Here is a 17,333-nt window from a genome sequence, read left to right on the forward strand (position 1 = left end):
CGGGTCACCAGCTGGTCGGCAGCGGGCGGCCCTCCTCGTAACCCGCTGCGCTCTGCACGCCCAGCACCGCACGCTCGTGCAGCTCGTCGACCGTGCGCGCCCCGGCGTAGGTGCACGACGAACGGACGCCGGCCACGACCTGGTCGATGAGGTCCTCGACGCCGGGCCGGGCCGGGTCCAGGTACATCCGCGAGGAGCTGATCCCCTCCTCGAACAGCCCGGCGCGGGCCCGGTCGAAGCCGCTCTGCGTCGACGTCCGGGCCCTCACCGCGCGGGCCGAGGCCATCCCGAAGCTCTCCTTGTACCGGCGGCCGGTGCCGTCCTCGTACAGGTCGCCGGCGCTCTCGTAGGTGCCGGCGAACCAGGAGCCGACCATCACGTTCGCCGCGCCGGCGGCCAGCGCGAGGGCGATGTCGCGGGGGTGCCGCACGCCGCCGTCGGCCCAGACGTGCTTGCCGAGCTCGCGGGCGGCGGCGGCACACTCCTCGACCGCGGAGAACTGGGGGCGGCCGACGCCGGTCATCATCCGGGTGGTGCACATGGCGCCCGGGCCGACGCCGACCTTGACGACGTCCGCCCCGGCCTCGATCAGGTCGCGGGTGCCCTGCGCGGTCACCACGTTGCCGGCGACGACCGGGACGGACCCGGCCACCGAGCGCACCGCGGCCACCGCCTCGATGGCCTTCTCCTGGTGCCCGTGCGCGGTGTCGACCACGAGGACGTCGGCCCCGGCCGCGAGCAGGGCGCTCGCCTTGCCGGCGACGTCGCCGTTGATGCCGACCGCCGCGGAGGTGAGCAGCTGGCCGTCGGGCCCGGTGGCCGGGGTGTAGATCGCCGAGCGCAGCGCGCCCTTGCGGGTGATGACGCCGACCAGCCGGTCACCCTCGACCACCGGGGCCGCGCTCACCCGCTCCCCGGACAGGACGTCGAAGACCTTGGGCAGGTCGGTGCCGGCCGGGATGGTCAGCGGGTCGCGGGTCATCACCTCGGCCAGCTGGGTGAACCGGTCGACGCCCTGGCACTGGCCGTCGGTGACGATCCCGACCGGGGCACCGGCCTCGACCACCACGACGATGCCGTGCGCCCGCTTGGTCAGCAGCGACAGCGCCTCGCCCACGGTGGAGGTGGGGGAGAGCGTGATCGGGGTGTCGTAGACCGGGTGCCGGTGCTTCACCCAGGACACGACCTCGCCGACGACGTCGACCGGGATGTCCTGCGGCAGGACGGCGAGGCCACCGCGCCGGGCCACGGTCTCGGCCATCCGCCGTCCGGAGATCGCGGTCATGTTGGCGACGACGATCGGGATCGTCGTCCCCACCCGGTCCGGGGTGGTCAGGTCGACCTCCAGCCGGGAACCGACCGTCGAGTGCGCCGGCACCATGAAGACGTCGGCGTAGGTCAGGTCGTGGGCCGGGCGGGTGTCACCGAGGAACCGCATGCCCCCAGTGTCCCTCGGGTGGTCCGTCGCCGCGGGCCCCGGCACCTACGATCAGGGCGTGATCGACCTGCGCCTCGTCCGCGAGAACCCCGACCTCGTCCGCGCCAGTCAGCGTGCCCGGGGTGCCGACGAGTCCCGGGTCGACGCCCTGCTGGCCGCGGACGCCGAGCGCCGGGCCGCCGTGAAGGCCGCCGACGACCTGCGCGGGGAGCAGAAGGCGGCGTCCCAGGCGGTCAAGAAGGCCAGCCCGGAGGAGCGTCCCGCCGTCCTGGAGAAGGCGAAGGCGCTGGCCGCCCAGGTGAAGGAGGCCGAGGAGGCCGAGCGCACCGCCGACGCGGCGCTGCACGCGCTGCACCTGCGGATCCCCAACGTCGTCCACCCCGACGTGCCCCCGGGCGGTGAGGACGACGCGGTCGAGATCCGCACCGTGGGCGAGGTGCCCGTCTACGACTTCGAGGTGCGCGACCACCTGCAGATCGGTGAGGCCCTCGGCGCCATCGACATGGAGCGCGGCGCCAAGGTCTCCGGCGCCCGCTTCTACTTCCTGACCGGCCCGGGCGCGCTGCTGGAGTTCGCCCTCGCCCAGCTGGCGATCACCCGCGCCGTCGCCGCGGGCTTCATCCCCGTCATCGCCCCGGCCCTGGTCAAGCCCGAGGCGATGGAGGGCACCGGCTTCACCGGCGAGCACGACGAGGAGATCTACCGGGTCGAGCGCGACGACCTCTACCTGGTCGGCACCTCGGAGGTGGCGCTCGCCGGGATGCACGCCAGGGAGGTGCTCGACCTCTCCGCCGGGCCCCGCCGCTACGCCGGCTGGTCGTCCTGCTTCCGCCGCGAGGCCGGCTCCTACGGCAAGGACACCCGCGGCATCATCCGCGTGCACTGGTTCGACAAGGTCGAGATGTTCAGCTTCTGCGCGCCGGAGGAGGCCGAGGCCGAGCACCGCCGCCTGCTGCAGTGGGAGGAGGAGTTCCTCCAGCTCCTCGAGCTGCCCTACCGGGTGGTCGACATCGCCGCCGGTGACCTGGGCACCAGCGCCGCCCGCAAGTTCGACATCGAGGCATGGTTCCCCAGCCAGGGCGCCTACCGCGAGCTGACCAGCACCTCGGACTGCACCACCTTCCAGTCCCGCCGGCTGCAGATCCGGCACCGGGACGCCGACGGGAAGCCGCAGCCGGCCGCCACCCTCAACGGCACCCTGTGCGCGATCGCCCGCACCATCGCCTGCCTGCTCGAGGTGCACCAGCAGGCCGACGGTTCGGTGCACGTGCCCGCCGCACTGCGCCCCTGGCTGGGCGGGCACGCCGTCCTCACCCCCGGCATGTCGCTGGCCGCGGTCGCCGCACCGGGCCTCCCCGCATGACCGGGGACCAGCCCGGCGGTGGTGGCCTCACCGCGCCGGCCGCGGCCGGCCGCGCACAGGAGCTGGTCGACCTCGGCGACCTCGGGGCACGGCTGGGCAGCTGGCGGCCGCGGCTGGTGGTCAGCGACATGGACGGCACCCTGCTCGACTCGGACGGCGAGGTCAGCGGGCGCACCGCCGCCGCGGTCGCCGCCTGCCGCGCCGCGGGCATCCCGGTCGTCGGGGCCACGGGCCGCGGCCCCCGCCTGCTGGAGAGCGTCCGCGCCGCGCTGGGCGGCCAGGGGATCGCCGTCCTGGCTCAGGGCGGCTACGTCGTCCGGTTCGGCTCCGACGGCGCCGCCGACGAGGTGCTGCGCACCGTCGGGATGACCCGCGAGGTCGCCACCGAGGTCATCGCCGCGATCGAGGACGTCGCCGGTGAGCTGATCGTGGCCGTGGAGGACGCCGCCGAGCAGGCCGAGGCGCTGCGCCCGCTGCGGGTGCAGCACGGCTTCGACTGGCCCTACCCGGAGCCGGCCCACCTGCTGCCCCGGCACGAGGTGCTGCCGGTCGGGGCGGTGCTCAAGGTGTTCCTCCGCTCCCCGCGGCTGGCTGAGGACCAGTTGGTCGCGCTGGCCCGCTCGGTGGTCGACCCGGCCGACGCCGAGCTGACCCACGCCGGGCTGGGCTTCATCGAGGTGCTGCCGCCGGGGGTCACCAAGGCCACCGGGCTGGCCGTCGCCCTGGCCGAGCTGGGCATCGGCTTCGGTGACGTGCTGGTGTTCGGCGACATGCCCAACGACCTCCCGATGTTCCAGGCGGTCACCGCTGCCGGGGGCCGGGCGGTCGCGATGGCCAACGCCCACCTGACCGTCCGGGCCGCCGCCGGTGACCGGACCAGCGGCCACGACGCCGACGGCGTCGCCCGCTACCTCGAGGCCCTGCTCGCCCTGGAGGGCACCGATGTCTGACTGGCGGCCGAAGCTCATCGTCAGCGACCTGGACGGCACGCTGCTGCGCAGCGACGAGACGATCAGCGACGCCACCCTGGCCGAGCTGCACCGCTGGGCCGATGAGGGCGTCCCGCTGGTGCTGGCCACCGGCCGCCCGCCCCGCTGGATGCTCGGGGTGCGGGACCGCCTGGGCGGCGGCACCGCGATCTGCTGCAACGGCGCGGTGCTGCTGGACCTGGGGGAGTTCCGGGTGCTGGAGGAGCACCCGGTCCAGCCGGAGGTGCTCCAGCAGGTCACCGGGAAGCTGCGCGAGCACCAGCCGGACACCTGGTTCGCGGTGGAGTACGGCGACCAGTTCCGGCACGAGCCGATCTACCGGCCGCGCTGGGACCGGGACGCCCCCGGCGTCGCGGTGGCCACGCTGGCCGAGATGGTCGCCCAGCCGGTGGCCAAGCTGCTGGCCCGGCACGAGCGGATGGGCCGCGAGGAGTTCGTCGCCCTGGTCGCCGAGGTCGTGGGGGACACCGCCACGGTCACGTACTCCTCGTCCGACGCGATGGCCGAGATCTCCGCCGTCGGGATCACGAAGGCCACCGGTCTGGCCCGGCTCGCCGCCGAACGGGGGCTGACGCCGGCCGACGTCGTCTACTTCGGCGACATGCCCAACGACCTGGCCGCCTTCGACTGGGTGCGCGAGGGTGGCGGCCGCGCCGTGGCGATGGCGCACGCCCACCCGGACGTGCTCGCGGCGGCCACCGACGTGACCGATTCGAACGACGCCGAGGGCGTCGCGACGCTGCTGGCCTCCCTGCGCGCCTGACCGTCCACCGGGCGACCGATTCGTTTCGTTATCGGATCTCCGGTCGAGTCGGTCGCCCATGGTGCCGATCCCATGGGCGAGGGGCGCGCTCGTGCGCCCGCGCGACGAGAGGCACGCCATGGACCCGACGACCCACGACTCCGCGACGCACGTCCCCGACCCGACGGACGAGCGTGCAGGCAACCCGCTGGCCCGGATCGGGCTGCGCGGCAGGTTGCTCGCGGCCTTCCTGACCGTCGCGCTGATGACGCTCGTCGTCGGCGGCCTCGGCATCTCGCGGATGTCCGCGCTCAGCCACCAGGCGGAGGTGGTCTACGAGGAGGGCGCCGTCCCGCTCCGCGACATCCTGCTGCTCCGTTCCACCTACTGGCAGTACCAGGCGACCATCTCCCGGTCCACGGGTGCGGGCCTCTCCCCGGAGATCGTGCAGTCCCTGGAGGAGCAGACGGTGGCCATCCGGGAGACGCTGGACGGGCTGCGCGCCGGCCTGGACGAGGTGGCCCTCCGGCCCGCCACCGAGGCCGCGTTCCAGGACTTCCAGACCGCGATCGCGCTCTACGACGACGCCAGCGCCCAGATGGGCGAGATCGCCGCGTCCGGGGGCGACCCGATGTCCGTGCTGCCCACGCTGATCGAGGCCGAGACCAACGCCATCGATGCACTCGCGGCGGCCAGCGACGCGCAGATCGCCGCCACCGAGGCCACCGTGCAGGAGGCCCGCGACGCGTACGCCGCCGCCCGCACCCTGACGCTCCTCGGCGTGGCGATCGGCTTCGCGATCTCCGTCGCGCTGGCCGTGCTGGTCGCACGCAGCGTCACCCGGCCGGTGGACCGGATCCGGGAGGTGCTCGCCCAGGTGACCGCCGGTGACCTGCGGGTGCGCGCCGGCGCCACCGGCGGTGCCGAGCTCGGCCAGGTCGCGGAGTCGCTGGACGAGACGCTGGACGCGCTCAGTGGCGTGCTGAGCCTGGTCAACGACTCGGCCGGGCGGCTGGCCACGGCGTCGCTGCAGCTGAACGCCGGTGCCGAGTCGATGGCGCAGAACGCCCGGACGGCGGCCGGTCAGGCCGACGTCGTGGTGGCCTCGGCCGGTGAGGTCGCCTCCAGCGTGGACACGGTGTCGACCGGGTCGCAGCAGATGGAGGCCGCGATCCGGGAGATCTCGCAGAACGCCAGCGAGGCGTCGCGGGTGGCCGGGCAGGCGGTGAACGTCGCGGAGAACACCACGCGGACGGTCGGCAAGCTGGGTGACTCCTCGCAGGAGATCGCCACGGTGGTGAAGCTGATCAACGGGATCGCCGAGCAGACGAACCTGCTGGCGCTGAACGCCACGATCGAGGCCGCGCGTGCCGGTGAGGCGGGCAAGGGCTTCGCGGTGGTGGCCAGTGAGGTGAAGGAGCTGGCGCAGGAGACCGCCCGGGCCACGGAGGACATCTCCCGCCGGGTGGAAGCGATCCAGGCCGACACCGCCGGTGCGGTGGACGCGATCGGGGAGATCAGCAACGTCATCGGTCAGATCAACGACTTCCAGGCCACGATCGCCGCGGCGGTGGAGGAGCAGACCGCCACCACCAACGAGATGAACCGGAACGTGGCCGAGGCGGCGGGCAGCTCGCGCAGCATCGCCACCGCGATCACCGGGCTGGCTGCCGGGACGGCGGAGACCAACCAGCGGGTCGAGGACGCCCAGCGGTCCGCGGTCGAGCTGGCCCGGATGAGCGACGAGCTGCAGGACGCCGTCCGGCGGTTCACCGTCTGACCGATCGGCACGAACGGCCCCGGCGCGGTGCGTCGGGGCCGTTCGCGTTGTCCGGCACCGGATGGCGCCCACCCGGTCACGCCGCATCTGCGGCCTGCCGATGAGGTCCGCGTCACCGGTCCAACACCCGGCCGCAGGCGACGACGCCACGTAGCAACCGGAGGCCCCCATGCCCGCAGCCACCACCAAGGGATCCACCCCGATCCCCGCCCAGCTGCACGAGTACGCGAGCCTGGTGGCGGCGCTGGACCGGGCGCAGGCGGTGATCGAGTTCGACCTGACCGGTCACGTGGTCACCGCGAACCAGAACTTCCTCGACGTCATGGGGTACGAGCTCGACGAGGTCGTCGGTGAGCACCACCGCATGTTCTGCGACCCCGCCCACGCCGACACCCAGGAGTACCGGCAGTTCTGGGCGGCCCTGGCGACCGGGGCGTTCAGCAGCGGGGAGTACCGCCGGCTCGCCAAGGGTGGCCGCGAGGTGTGGCTGCAGGCCACCTACAACCCCATCCTGGACAGTGCCGGGACGCCGGTGAAGGTGGTCAAGTTCGCCAGCGACGTCACCGCCGTCAAGCTCGCCGCCGCCGACTCCGCGGGCAAGGTCGCGGCCATCGAGCGCTCGCAGGCGGTCGTCGAGTTCGACCTGGCCGGGCACGTGCTCTCCGCCAACCAGCTGTTCCTGGACACGATGGGCTACGCGCTGGACGAGGTCGTCGGCGAGCACCACCGCATGTTCTGCCAGCCCGAGCACGCCGCCACCGAGGAGTACCGGAGGTTCTGGGCCGACCTGGGCACCGGCCGCTACACCTCCGGTCTCTACAAGCGGGTGGCCAAGGGCGGCCGTGAGGTGTGGCTGCAGGCCACCTACAACCCGATCCTCGACCTGGCCGGTCGTCCGGTGAAGGTCGTCAAGTTCGCCAGCGACCTCACCGAACAGCGCGCCCACAACGCCGAGTCGCGGGGGAAGGTCGCCGCCATCGAGCGCTCCCAGGCGGTGATCGAGTTCGGCCTGGACGGCGTGGTGCTGGGCGCCAACCCCAACTTCCTCGAGGTCATGGGGTACCGGCTCGAGGAGGTCGTCGGCCAGCACCACCGCATGTTCTGCGACCCCGAGTACACCGCCACCGACGAGTACCGGCAGTTCTGGGAGCTGCTGGGCCGGGGTCAGTACGCCGGCGGCGAGTACCGCCGGGTCGGCAAGGACGGCGGTGAGGTCTGGATCCAGGCCACCTACAACCCGATCCTGGACGACGACGGCCGCCCCTTCAAGATCGTGAAGTTCGCCAGCGACGTCACCGACGCCAAGCTGCGCAACGCCGACATCGAGGCGCGGGTCAACGCCGTCGACCGCGCGCAGGCGGTCATCGAGTTCGACCTCGACGGCAACGTGCTCGCCGCCAACGACAACTTCCTGCGCACCATGGGCTACTCGCTCCGCGAGGTCACCGGTCAGCACCACAGCCTCTTCTGCGACGAGGAGTACCGCGTCTCCCCCGAGTACCGGGACTTCTGGCTGCGGCTGGGCAAGGGCGAGCTCATCGCCGGCCGGTTCCACCGCAAGGGCAAGTTCGGCCGCGACGTGCACATCCAGGCCACCTACAACCCGGTGCTCGACCTGTCCGGTGCTCCGGTCAAGGTGGTGAAGTACGCCTACGACGTGACGAACGAGGTCGAGCGGGAACGCCGGGTGTCCGACGGCACCCGGGACATGACGGCCTCGGTCCGCAAGCTCGCCACCTCGATCGACGAGATCGCCCGCAGTTCGGCCGCCGCGACCGGCCTGGCCGAGAAGACCCACGGGGACGCCGCGGAGGGCGTCGAGGCGCTCCGGGCCTCGCTCGAGGCGATCGCGCTGATCCAGCGCTCCTCGGTCTCGATCTCCGAGATCGTCCGGGTGATGGGGGAGATCGCCAACCAGACCAACCTGCTGGCCTTCAACGCCTCGATCGAGGCCGCCCGGGCCGGCGAGCACGGGGTGGGCTTCTCGATCGTGGCCGGTGAGGTCCGCCGTCTCGCGGAGCGGTCGTTCGACGCCGCGCAGCAGATCGGCAAGCTGATCGAGGAGTCGGCGGAGCGGGTCGAGCAGGGGTCGACGGTCTCCCAGCGGGCCGAGGCGGCGTTCGCCCGGATCGTCGACAGCGTCGGGCAGACCAACGAGGTCATCAAGTCCATCTCCTCGGCCACCTGCCGGCAGCAGGCCGCCTCGCAGGAGGTCGACGCCCTGATCACCCAGTTGACCTCCGCCGACCCGGCCCGCTGAGCCGGCCCGGCGAGGACTGGGCGATGACCGGGGTGCAGCCGGCCGCGTCGACCGGGGCGGCGGCCGGTGAGGTCTACGGGATGATCCGGCTGGCCGGGGTCGACGTCGCGCTGCCGCTGGCGGTGCTGCGCGAGGTCGTGCCGTGCCCGGCCGAGCTGGCCGGCCTGCCGGCCGATGCGGTGGGCCTGCTGGGGGCCATGGACCTGCGGACGACGGTGCTGCCGGTCGTGGACCTGCGGCTGGTGCTCGGCCGCCCGGCGGCGCGGCACCCGGGCCAGGTCGTGGTCGTCGTCGCGGTGGACGGGCAGTCGCTGGGTCTGCTGGCCGACGAGGTGTGCGGGGTCGCCAGGGTCCCGCACACCGCGCTGCTGCCGATGCGGGTGGCGGCCGGGGAGCTGCTGTTCTCGCACACCTTCCAGCACCCGGAGACCGGCCGGGCCACCAGCGTGCTCGACGCGGCGGCGGTCGTGTGCCGGCCGGGGCTGCCCACCGTGGCCGACGTGGCGCGGTCGGCCTCGTCGGTCGGCGCCGGCGGTCCGGTCCCGTCGGGCGACCGGACGTCGGTCACCCTGCTGCGGTGCGGCCCGCACGTGCTCGCGCTGGACGTCGCCCAGGTGCACACCACGCTGCCGAGCCCGTCGCCGCGGCCCTCGGTGCTGTCCGGCAGCCTGTGCCCCGGGGTGACCGGGTTCGCCGGGCAGGACGTCGCCGTCGTCGACCCACTGGCCCTGCTCGGGCTGGGCAGCCTGGGCACCGCCACCGCTGAGGCCGGGGTCGTGGTCGACACCGGCAGTGGTCACGTCGTCCTCGCCGTGGACGCGCTGATCGCGCTCACCGACCTCGCCGAGGGCGCCGTGCTCCCGGTGCCGGCCTTCGCCGTCCCCCGGCCGGAGCTGCTGCGTGGCCTGGCCGACGTGGACGGCACGACCTGCCTGGTGCTGGACGGCGCCGCGCTGCTGGCCGATCCGCGAGTGCTGGCGCTCGCCGCGATGAACACCCCGGCGGCCGGTGCGGACCCCGGCTCGCCGGGCGGCAGCGGGCGGGCGAGCGCCACCGGTGCGCCGCCGTACCTGACCTTCTCCGTCGGCATCGACGTCACGACGCCGCTGGAGCAGGTCGGCGAGATCGTCCCGTACCCGGCCGAGGTCACCGGGACGTCGGTCGGCCAGGGTGTGCTGGGCGTCGTGGTGCACCGCGGCGCGGCCGTCCCGGTGCTGTGCCTGGCCACGTTGCTCGGGCTGCCCCAGCTGCAGGTGACGGCGGCCAGCTGTCTGCTGGTGGTGGACGTCGGCGAGCCGGTGGCGTTCGCCGTCGACGCGTTGCGCAGCATCGACCCGCTGACCTGGACCGACCCCGACCAGCCCGGCCGGCCGGGCGCGGACCGGCTGGCGGACCTCCTGCGGCGTTCGCCCCTCGTGCAGGTGGGTGCCGACACCCGGCTGCTGCCGTGTCTGGACCTGCAGCACGTGGCCCGCACGATGCACGGCCGGTCCGCCGTGCCGGCGCCCCGGCCGGCCCTGGACGAGGAGCTCCTCGTCCACTGAGCGGGACCGGCTCCGTGGTCAGTCGATGAGCAGTCGCGCCCGGCGGGCGGCCACCGCGGCAGACCGCGGGTCGGCCGGCGGCAGGAGCTCGGCCAGCCGGTCGTGGACCGCGCCGTCGTGCTCGCCCAGGGGGTGCGTGCTGAACGTGTGGAGCAGCTCGGGATCGTCGGTGGCGAGCACGGCGCGGCGCAGGCCCGCGGTGAGCTCGTCGCTCAGCTGCCGGATCGTCGGCGCCTCCGACCGGGGCAGGACCGGGCCGCGGCAGGCGCTGAGGGCGGCGCCCACGTGCCGGGCCGCCAGCGCCCGACCCGCGGTCCCGACGTCGCTGGCGACCTCGGCCACCAACCGGTACGGCCGGGTCTGCAGCAGGTCCGCGCCGAGGACCGCACGGAGCCGGCGGATCTCGCCGCGCACCGTCGTCTGGTTCCCGCGGTCGCCGTACAGCAGCCGGGCGAGCTGTTCCCCGGTGAGGCCGTCGGGGTGCCGGGCGAGGAGGAGGAGGACCTCCGCCAGTCGCAGGGGCAGCGGGATCCAGCGGCCGTCGACGACCACCGTGGGCGTCCCCTCCCCGGTGCACCGCAACGACAGCGCGTGCCCAGCCGGGCGGGGTGCCGGCCGGGCGCGGCGGACCGCGGTCCGGAGCAGGCAGCCGTCCGGGAGCCGCTCGACCTGCGCCTCCCGGCCGTCGGGCAGCCGCACCTGGTCGGTGTCGTCCAGCTGGACCCGCGCAGGCCACCGCCCGTCGGGCTCGGCGGCCAGCACCCGGCCGCTGGGGGTCACGAACGCCGCTGCCTCGCCGTCCCGGCGGGGCAGCGAGAGCCGGAGCAGCAGGTTGTGGTCGGCGATGGCGAGCCGGACCCGCAACTGGTCCTCGGCGAGTCGTGCGGTGGCCGCGACCAGCTGCGCCAGGGCCGGGTGCACCGTCTGCAGCGGGCCGCTCACGTCGAGGACGCCGATGACCGCCCCGGTGTCCGGGTCGTGCACCGGCGCCGCGACGCACGTCCAGGAGTGGTACGTGCGGACCAGGTGCTCCGCCGAGTGGATCTGCACCGGCGCCCCGACGGCGAGCGCCGTCCCCATCGCGTTCGTCCCGATGGCCCCCTCGCTCCAGTCGGTGCCGGGGAAGAGGCCGACCCGGTCCGCCCGCCCGAGGAGCTCCCGGTCGCCGTCGCGCCACAGGACGTGGCCGGCGCCGTCGGTCACCAGGACCAGGTGCGCCACCTCGTCGGCGACGCCCGCCAGCGCGCTGCGCAGCAGGGGCATGACCACGTTCAACGGATGGGCAGCGCGGAGGTCGTCCAGCTCGTCGGGTGCGTGGACCACCGGCGGGGTCCGGCGCTCCGGGTCGACCCGGGCGGCGAGGCTCCGCTCCCAGGACGCGGAGACCACCGGACGGGGGGCGCGGCGGACGGTGTCCTGACCGAGCACCGCGTCGAAGGTCTCAGCCAGCGCCCGGGCGCGCTCGCGGGGGTCGAGGTGCTCGTCCTCGCCGGCCAGGTGCTCTGCATCGCACGACATCGCACCCCCGAGCGGCCTCGCAGCCCAGACGCCGGCACTGGCGTCGGTGCGGATCATCGCTCACGCCCGGACCCCGGGCAACCAGCCGCGGGAGGTCGCTCCGCGCTCCCGGGCCTCAGCTCAGCGGGAGGGCGCTGCCGCGCCTCAGCCGAGGGCCGCTGCCGCGGCTCAGCCGAGGGCCGCTGCCGCGGCGGTGGCGACGTCGACGTCCTGGGCCACCGAGCCCGCGCTCACCCCGACGGCACCCACGATCACGCCGTCCCGCTCCAGCGGGATCCCGCCGCCGAAGGCGACCATCCCACCGGCGGTCTGCTCCAGGCCGTAGAGCTCGGCGCCCGGCTGCACCAGGTCGGTCAGCGCGGCCGTGGGCAGGGCCATCAGCACCGAGGTGACGGCCTTGCGGGTGGAGATGTCGATGCTCGCCTTGATGGCGCCGTCCATCCGCCCGAACGCGAGCAGGTGGCCGCCGTCGTCGACGACGGCGACGTTCATCGGCTGGCCGATCTCCTCGGCCCGGGCGAGGCCGGCGTCCAGGACCCGGCGGGCGTCGGCGTGCGAGAGCGATGTGGTCATCGTCACACCCAAGCAGTCCAGGTGGCCGTCGGTACACCCCCGTCCTCGAGCCGTCGGAGGCAACGAACAGGCAACGTGTCCTGTGTCACAGTCTCGGTGAACTGGCGGACGAGGAGGGAAGTCCCGATGAGCACCTCGCAGGACACCAGGCTGGGCACGGGGGACTACCCGCTGTCGGTCAACCGACCGGAGCTGCTCCGGACCCCGACCGGCAAGCCGATCACCGCGCTGACGATGGACGCGGTGCTGTCGGGGGAGCTGTCGGCCGAGGACCTGCGGATCGCCCCGGAGACGCTGGAGCTGCAGGCCCAGCTGGCCGACGCGAGCAACCGCCCGCAGCTGGCGATGAACTTCCGGCGGGCGGCGGAGATGTGCGCGATCCCCGACGCCGAGGTGCTGGGGATGTACAACGCGCTCCGCCCGCGCGCTTCCACCGCCGATCAGCTGGCCTCGATGGCCGATCGGCTGGAGGGGACCTGGTCGGCGCCCGTCTGTGCGGCCCTCGTCCGAGAGGCGGCCGAGGTCTACGCCCGCCGCGACCTGCTCGCCCGGCCCGCCGCCGGGTCCGAGAGCTGAGAGGACACGTCCATGACCACCACCCAACCGCGGCGCTCGCCTGAGCCACGGCACTCGCTGCGCACCGACGTCCTCGAAGCGCGGCCGGTCAACCTCGACGGGTTCGTCGAGGAGTGGCCCGAGAAGGGCCTCGTCGCGATGGAGAGCGCGTACGACCCGGCGCCCAGCGTGCGCGTCGAGGACGGGCGCATCGTCGAGCTGGACGGCCGGCAGCGCGCCGACTTCGACTTCATGGACACCTTCATCGCCGACCACGCCATCGACGTGGCCTCGGCCGAGGAGTCCAACGCCCTCCCCTCCGCCGAGATCGCCCGGATGCTGATCGACCCCCGGGCCTCCCGGGACGACGTACTCGCGGTCACCCGGGGCCTGACCCCGGCGAAGGTGCTCGACGTCCTCAAGCTGATGAACGTCGTCGAGATCATGCAGGGGATGCAGAAGATGCGGGCCCGGCGGACGCCGGCCAACCAGGCGCACTCCACCAGCGCCCGGGACAACCCCGTCCAGGTCGCCGCCGACGCGGCGGAGGGAGCGCTGCGCGGCTTCGCCGAGCTGGAGACGACGCTGGGCGTGCTGCGCTACGCACCGCTGGTGGCCATCGCGCTGCAGGTGGGTGCCCAGGTCGGGCGCGGGGGCGTGCTGACCCAGTGCGCGCTGGAGGAGGCCACCGAGCTCGAGCTCGGCATGCGCGGCATCACCGCCTACGCCGAGACGATCTCCATCTACGGCACCGAGTCGGTGTTCATCGACGGGGACGACACCCCCTGGTCCAAGGCGTTCCTCGCCTCCGCCTACGCCTCCCGCGGGATCAAGATGCGCTTCACCTCCGGCACCGGGTCGGAGGTGCAGATGGGCAACGCCGAGGGCAAGTCGATGCTCTACCTGGAGATCCGCTGCATCCTGATGGCCAAGGGCGCGGGGGTGCAGGGGCTGCAGAACGGCTCGATCAGCTGCATCGGGGTGCCCGGTGCCGTGCCGGGCGGGTTGCGCGCGGTGGCCGCGGAGAACCTGGTCGCCAGCATGATGGACCTGGAGTGCGCCTCCGGGAACGACCAGTCCTTCTCGCACTCGGCGATGCGCCGGACCGCCCGGATGATGCCGCAGCTGCTGCCCGGCACCGACTTCGTCTGCTCCGGATTCTCCGCGGTGCCGAACGCGGACAACATGTTCGCCGGGTCGAACTTCGACACCGAGGACTACGACGACTGGAACACCATCCAGCGCGACTTCCAGGTCGACGGCGGGCTGCGGCACGTGCGGGAGGACGAGATCCTGCTGGCCCGGGGCAAGGCGGCCCGCGCCCTCCAGGCCCTGTTCGCGTACCTCGACCTGCCGGCCGTCACCGACGAGGAGGTGGAGGCGGCGACCTACGCCAACTCCTCCGCCGACTACCCCTTCCGGGACGTGCTGGCCGACCTCAAGGGCGCCCAGGCGGTGATGGACCGCGGCATCACCGGCCTGGACATCGTCAAGGGGCTGGAGGCGAGCGGGTTCCACGACGTCGCCGAGAACCTGCTGACGGTGCTGCGCCAGCGGGTGTCCGGTGACCTGCTGCAGACCTCCGCGGTGCTCACCGCCGACTTCACCCCGCTGTCGGCCATCAACGACCCGAACGACTACGCCGGCCCCGGCACCGGCTACCGCCTGCAGGGCGAACGCTGGGCGGAACTGAAGAAGCTCCGGCACGTCACGTCGGCGACGGACCCCGAGACCGAGGTCGGCTGACCATGACGCTCTCCACGCCCACCCGCACCGTCAGCCTCCGCGAGCTGTCCCCGGCGACCCGCGGGACGCGGCCCGACGAGGTGGTGATCGCCGTGTCCCCGGCCTTCGCCGGGCACTTCACCAAGACGATCGTCGACGTCCCGCACGCCGAGGTGCTGCGCCAGCTGATGGCCGGCATCGAGGAGCAGGGCGTGGGCGTCCGGCTGGTCCGGGTCCGGGACACCGCGGACCTGGCGGCCATCGCGCACATCGGGGCCAAGCTCTCCGGCTCCGGCATCTCCGTCGGGATCCTGTCCCGCGGGACGACGATGATCCACCAGAAGGACCTCGCCCGGCTGAGCAACCTGGAGCTGTTCCCGCAGTCGCCGCTGCTGGACCCGGCGGTGTTCCGGATGATCGGCTCCAACGCCGCGCAGTACGCGAAGGGCGAGTCGCCCCAGCCGGTGCCCACCCGCAACGACCAGATGGCCAGACCGCGCTGGCAGGCGAAGGCCGCGCTCCTGCACCTCAAGGAGTTCGAGTGCATCGCGGCAGGTCAGGGCCCGGTGGAGGTCGAGGCCGTGTTCGAGCTGACCGACGCGGGCTGAGGTGGGTGCGCCCGGCCACGACCCGTCGTCGGCCCGGCTGGTCGTCGGCGTCGACATCGGCAACTCGACGACCGAGGCGTGCCTGGCCGCGCTCGCCCCGGACGGGTCGCTGACGTACCTGGGCGCCGACCTGACCCGGACCACCGGGGTCAAGGGCACGCCGGACAACACCGTCGGCGCGCTCCGGGTGGTCCGCGAGGTGCTGGCCCGGGCCGGCCGGCGCCCCGACGAGGTGCACACCGTGCTGCTCAACGAGGCGACCCCGGTGATCAGCGGCCTGGCGATGGAGACCATCACCGAGACGATCATCACCGAGTCCACGATGATCGGGCACAACCCGACGACCCCGGGCGGCGAGGGGCTCGCCGTCGGCACCACCGTGTCGATCGCCGACCTCACCGCGCAGCCGCCGGGCGAGCCGGTGGTCTGTGTGGTGCCGGCCGGATGGGACTTCGACGACGTGGCGCGGGCGGTCAACGCCGCCGTCGCCGGTGGGGTGGCGGTGGTGGCCGCCGTCCTCGCCGGGGACGACGCCGTGCTGGTCACCAACCGGCTGGACCGGGCGGTGCCCGTCGTCGACGAGGTGCGGGCGGTCGAGAAGGTGCCGCTGGGCATGCTGGCCGCGGTCGAGGTGGCCGCACCGGGGCGGACCATCCGGACCCTGTCGGACTCCTACGGCCTGGCGTCGGTGTTCGACCTCGACCCGGACCAGACCCGGGCGGTCTCGCCGGTCGCGCGTGCGCTCACCGGTAACCGGTCGGCGGTGGTGGTGCGGACCCCGTCCGGGGACGTCACCGACCGGCGGATCCCGGTGGGCGAGCTGGTGCTGCGCGGGGCGGGGCGGGAGCTCCGCATCGACGTCGACGCCGGGGCCGAGGCGATCATGGCCACCGTCGCCCGGCTGCAGCCGCTCGACGACGTGCACGGGGAGCCCGGCACCCACGTGGGCGGGATGCTCGCCCAGGTCCGCGACACCATGTCCGACGTGCTGCGCGGCGCCGACGGATCGACGCAGCCGGCGGCCGAGATCGCCATCCGCGACGTCCTGGCGGTCGACACGTTCGTCCCGGCCGAGGTGCGCGGGGGACTGGCCGGTGAGATCGCGCTGGAGAACGCCGTCGCGCTCGCGGCGATGGTGCGGACCAGCCGCAGCCGCATGCAGCTGGTCGCCGACCAGGTGTCCGCGGAGCTCGGGGCGCGGACGGAGATCGGCGGCGTCGAGGGGGAGATGGCCGTGGGTGGGGCGCTGACCACCCCCGGCGTCGACCGGCCGGTCGCGGTCCTGGACCTGGGTGGCGGGTCGACCGACGCCGCGCTGATGACCGTGGACGGCGTGTGCACCGCCGTCCACGTGGCCGGCGCCGGGGAGCTGGTCACCAAGCTGATCGACTCCGAGCTGGCGCTGGGTGACCGGGAGGTCGCCGAGGGCGTGAAGTGGCACCCGCTGGCCAAGGTGGAGAGCTTCTTCCACCTGCGGCACGAGGACGGCACCGTCCAGTTCTTCGACCAGCCCTTCCCGCCGCACGTGTTCGCCCGGGTCGTGGTGCTCACCCCGGACGGCCCGGTGCCCGTCGACACCCGGCACGGCCTGGACCACGTCCGCCGGGTGCGCCGGGCGGCGAAGAGCCGGGTGTTCGTGGTCAACGCCGTCCGGGCGCTGCGGCAGGTGGCACCGGGGGGCGACCTGCGGGCCCTGGACTTCGTGGTGCTGCTGGGCGGCTCCGCGCTGGACTTCGAGATCCCCGAGCTGATCGCCGACGAGCTCGCGCCCTACGGCATCGTCTGCGGGACCGGCAACGTGCTGGGCACCCAGGGCCCCCGCAACGCGGTCGCGTCCGGGCTGGTCCGGGCGCACGCCGCTGCGTCGTCGCCGTGCCCGGCCGGGTGACCGACGCCCGGCAGCGGCCGGCCGTGGTGGTCCACCGTTCCCCCGGGGCGCCGGCGGCGGTGCTGCGCGAGGTCTGCGCCGGCGCGGAGGAGGAGGGGGTGCCGACCGACGTCGTCGACGTCCCGGATCAGCCGGAGGACGCCGTCGGGCTGGCGCACGCGGCCGCCCGGGACTCCCCGCTGGAGGTCGGCGTCGGCGTCGACGCCGCAGGGGCGGTCGCGGTGCACCACGGCAAGCTGCCCGCTCACCGTCCGGCGACGACGACCGGCCCGGACGCCGGCCCCCGGGACTGGCGCAGGACCGGCCGGACGGCGGCCCGGATCGTCAAGGGCCTGCCGCTGGGCTGAGCC

General features: G+C 73.9%; 14 protein-coding genes. 11 read left to right on the top strand and 3 right to left on the bottom strand.

Annotated features, from left to right (window positions below; translation table 11 throughout):
* Positions 1 to 4 precede the first annotated feature (4 nt).
* The gene (locus O2W15_RS17825) at positions 5 to 1,438 is read right to left on the bottom strand and encodes a GuaB1 family IMP dehydrogenase-related protein (RefSeq protein ID WP_269180345.1); all 1,434 of its coding nucleotides are present in this window, start codon (positions 1,436 to 1,438) and stop codon (positions 5 to 7) included.
* A gap of 58 nt (positions 1,439 to 1,496) precedes the next feature.
* On the opposite strand from O2W15_RS17825, the gene serS reads away from it, so the two are divergent.
* The 6 genes from serS (at position 1,497) to O2W15_RS17855 (ending at position 10,116) form a co-directional block, all read left to right on the top strand.
* Complete coding sequence (gene serS, locus O2W15_RS17830; protein WP_269180346.1) at positions 1,497 to 2,801, top strand: serine--tRNA ligase; 1,305 nt, start codon at positions 1,497 to 1,499, stop codon at positions 2,799 to 2,801.
* Positions 2,798 to 3,751, top strand: coding sequence for an HAD family hydrolase (locus O2W15_RS17835; protein WP_269161088.1), 954 nt, complete (start codon positions 2,798 to 2,800; stop codon positions 3,749 to 3,751). Before serS ends, O2W15_RS17835 begins: the two co-directional genes overlap by 4 nt.
* Entirely contained in the window at positions 3,744 to 4,553 is an 810-nt protein-coding gene (locus O2W15_RS17840) for an HAD family hydrolase (protein ID WP_269161089.1), read from the top strand. Before O2W15_RS17835 ends, O2W15_RS17840 begins: the two co-directional genes overlap by 8 nt.
* 118 nt (positions 4,554 to 4,671) lie before the next feature.
* Complete coding sequence (locus tag O2W15_RS17845) at positions 4,672 to 6,312, top strand: methyl-accepting chemotaxis protein (RefSeq protein WP_269180347.1); 1,641 nt, start codon at positions 4,672 to 4,674, stop codon at positions 6,310 to 6,312.
* Positions 6,313 to 6,481: 169 nt separating this feature from the next.
* Entirely contained in the window at positions 6,482 to 8,572 is a 2,091-nt protein-coding gene (locus O2W15_RS17850) for a methyl-accepting chemotaxis protein (protein WP_269180348.1), read from the top strand.
* A 23-nt stretch (positions 8,573 to 8,595) separates the two neighbouring features.
* Entirely contained in the window at positions 8,596 to 10,116 is a 1,521-nt protein-coding gene (locus O2W15_RS17855; protein WP_269180349.1) for a chemotaxis protein CheW, read from the top strand.
* An 18-nt stretch (positions 10,117 to 10,134) separates the two neighbouring features.
* Here O2W15_RS17855 and O2W15_RS17860 read toward each other — a convergent pair whose 3' ends face one another.
* Positions 10,135 to 11,634, bottom strand: coding sequence for a GAF domain-containing protein (locus O2W15_RS17860; protein WP_269180350.1), 1,500 nt, complete (start codon positions 11,632 to 11,634; stop codon positions 10,135 to 10,137).
* Positions 11,635 to 11,802: 168 nt separating this feature from the next.
* Complete coding sequence (locus tag O2W15_RS17865) at positions 11,803 to 12,207, bottom strand: GlcG/HbpS family heme-binding protein (RefSeq protein ID WP_269180351.1); 405 nt, start codon at positions 12,205 to 12,207, stop codon at positions 11,803 to 11,805.
* Between the two features lie 126 nt (positions 12,208 to 12,333).
* On the opposite strand from O2W15_RS17865, the gene O2W15_RS17870 reads away from it, so the two are divergent.
* The 5 genes from O2W15_RS17870 to O2W15_RS17890 are packed head-to-tail and all read left to right on the top strand — an operon-like array spanning position 12,334 to position 17,330.
* Positions 12,334 to 12,783: a diol dehydratase small subunit gene (locus O2W15_RS17870; protein WP_269180352.1), complete on the top strand. Its 450-nt coding sequence runs from the start codon at positions 12,334 to 12,336 to the stop codon at positions 12,781 to 12,783.
* A 12-nt stretch (positions 12,784 to 12,795) separates the two neighbouring features.
* Positions 12,796 to 14,508 carry a propanediol/glycerol family dehydratase large subunit gene (locus O2W15_RS17875; RefSeq protein WP_269180353.1) on the top strand — a complete coding sequence of 571 codons (1,713 nt, stop codon included), beginning with the start codon at positions 12,796 to 12,798 and terminating at the stop codon, positions 14,506 to 14,508.
* Between the two features lie 2 nt (positions 14,509 to 14,510).
* A complete protein-coding gene (locus O2W15_RS17880) occupies positions 14,511 to 15,095 on the top strand; it encodes a propanediol/glycerol family dehydratase medium subunit (protein ID WP_269180354.1) in 585 nt (194 codons plus the stop codon).
* 1 nt (position 15,096) lies between these two features.
* The gene (locus tag O2W15_RS17885; protein ID WP_269180355.1) at positions 15,097 to 16,983 is read left to right on the top strand and encodes a diol dehydratase reactivase subunit alpha; all 1,887 of its coding nucleotides are present in this window, start codon (positions 15,097 to 15,099) and stop codon (positions 16,981 to 16,983) included.
* Positions 16,968 to 17,330 carry a glycerol dehydratase reactivase beta/small subunit family protein gene (locus O2W15_RS17890; RefSeq protein WP_269180356.1) on the top strand — a complete coding sequence of 121 codons (363 nt, stop codon included), beginning with the start codon at positions 16,968 to 16,970 and terminating at the stop codon, positions 17,328 to 17,330. The genes O2W15_RS17885 and O2W15_RS17890 overlap by 16 nt, the downstream gene beginning before the upstream one ends.
* Positions 17,331 to 17,333 lie beyond the last annotated feature (3 nt).

Origin of the sequence: Modestobacter sp. VKM Ac-2979 (assembly GCF_026967995.1) — a bacterium.
Classification (GTDB): domain Bacteria; phylum Actinomycetota; class Actinomycetes; order Mycobacteriales; family Geodermatophilaceae; genus Modestobacter.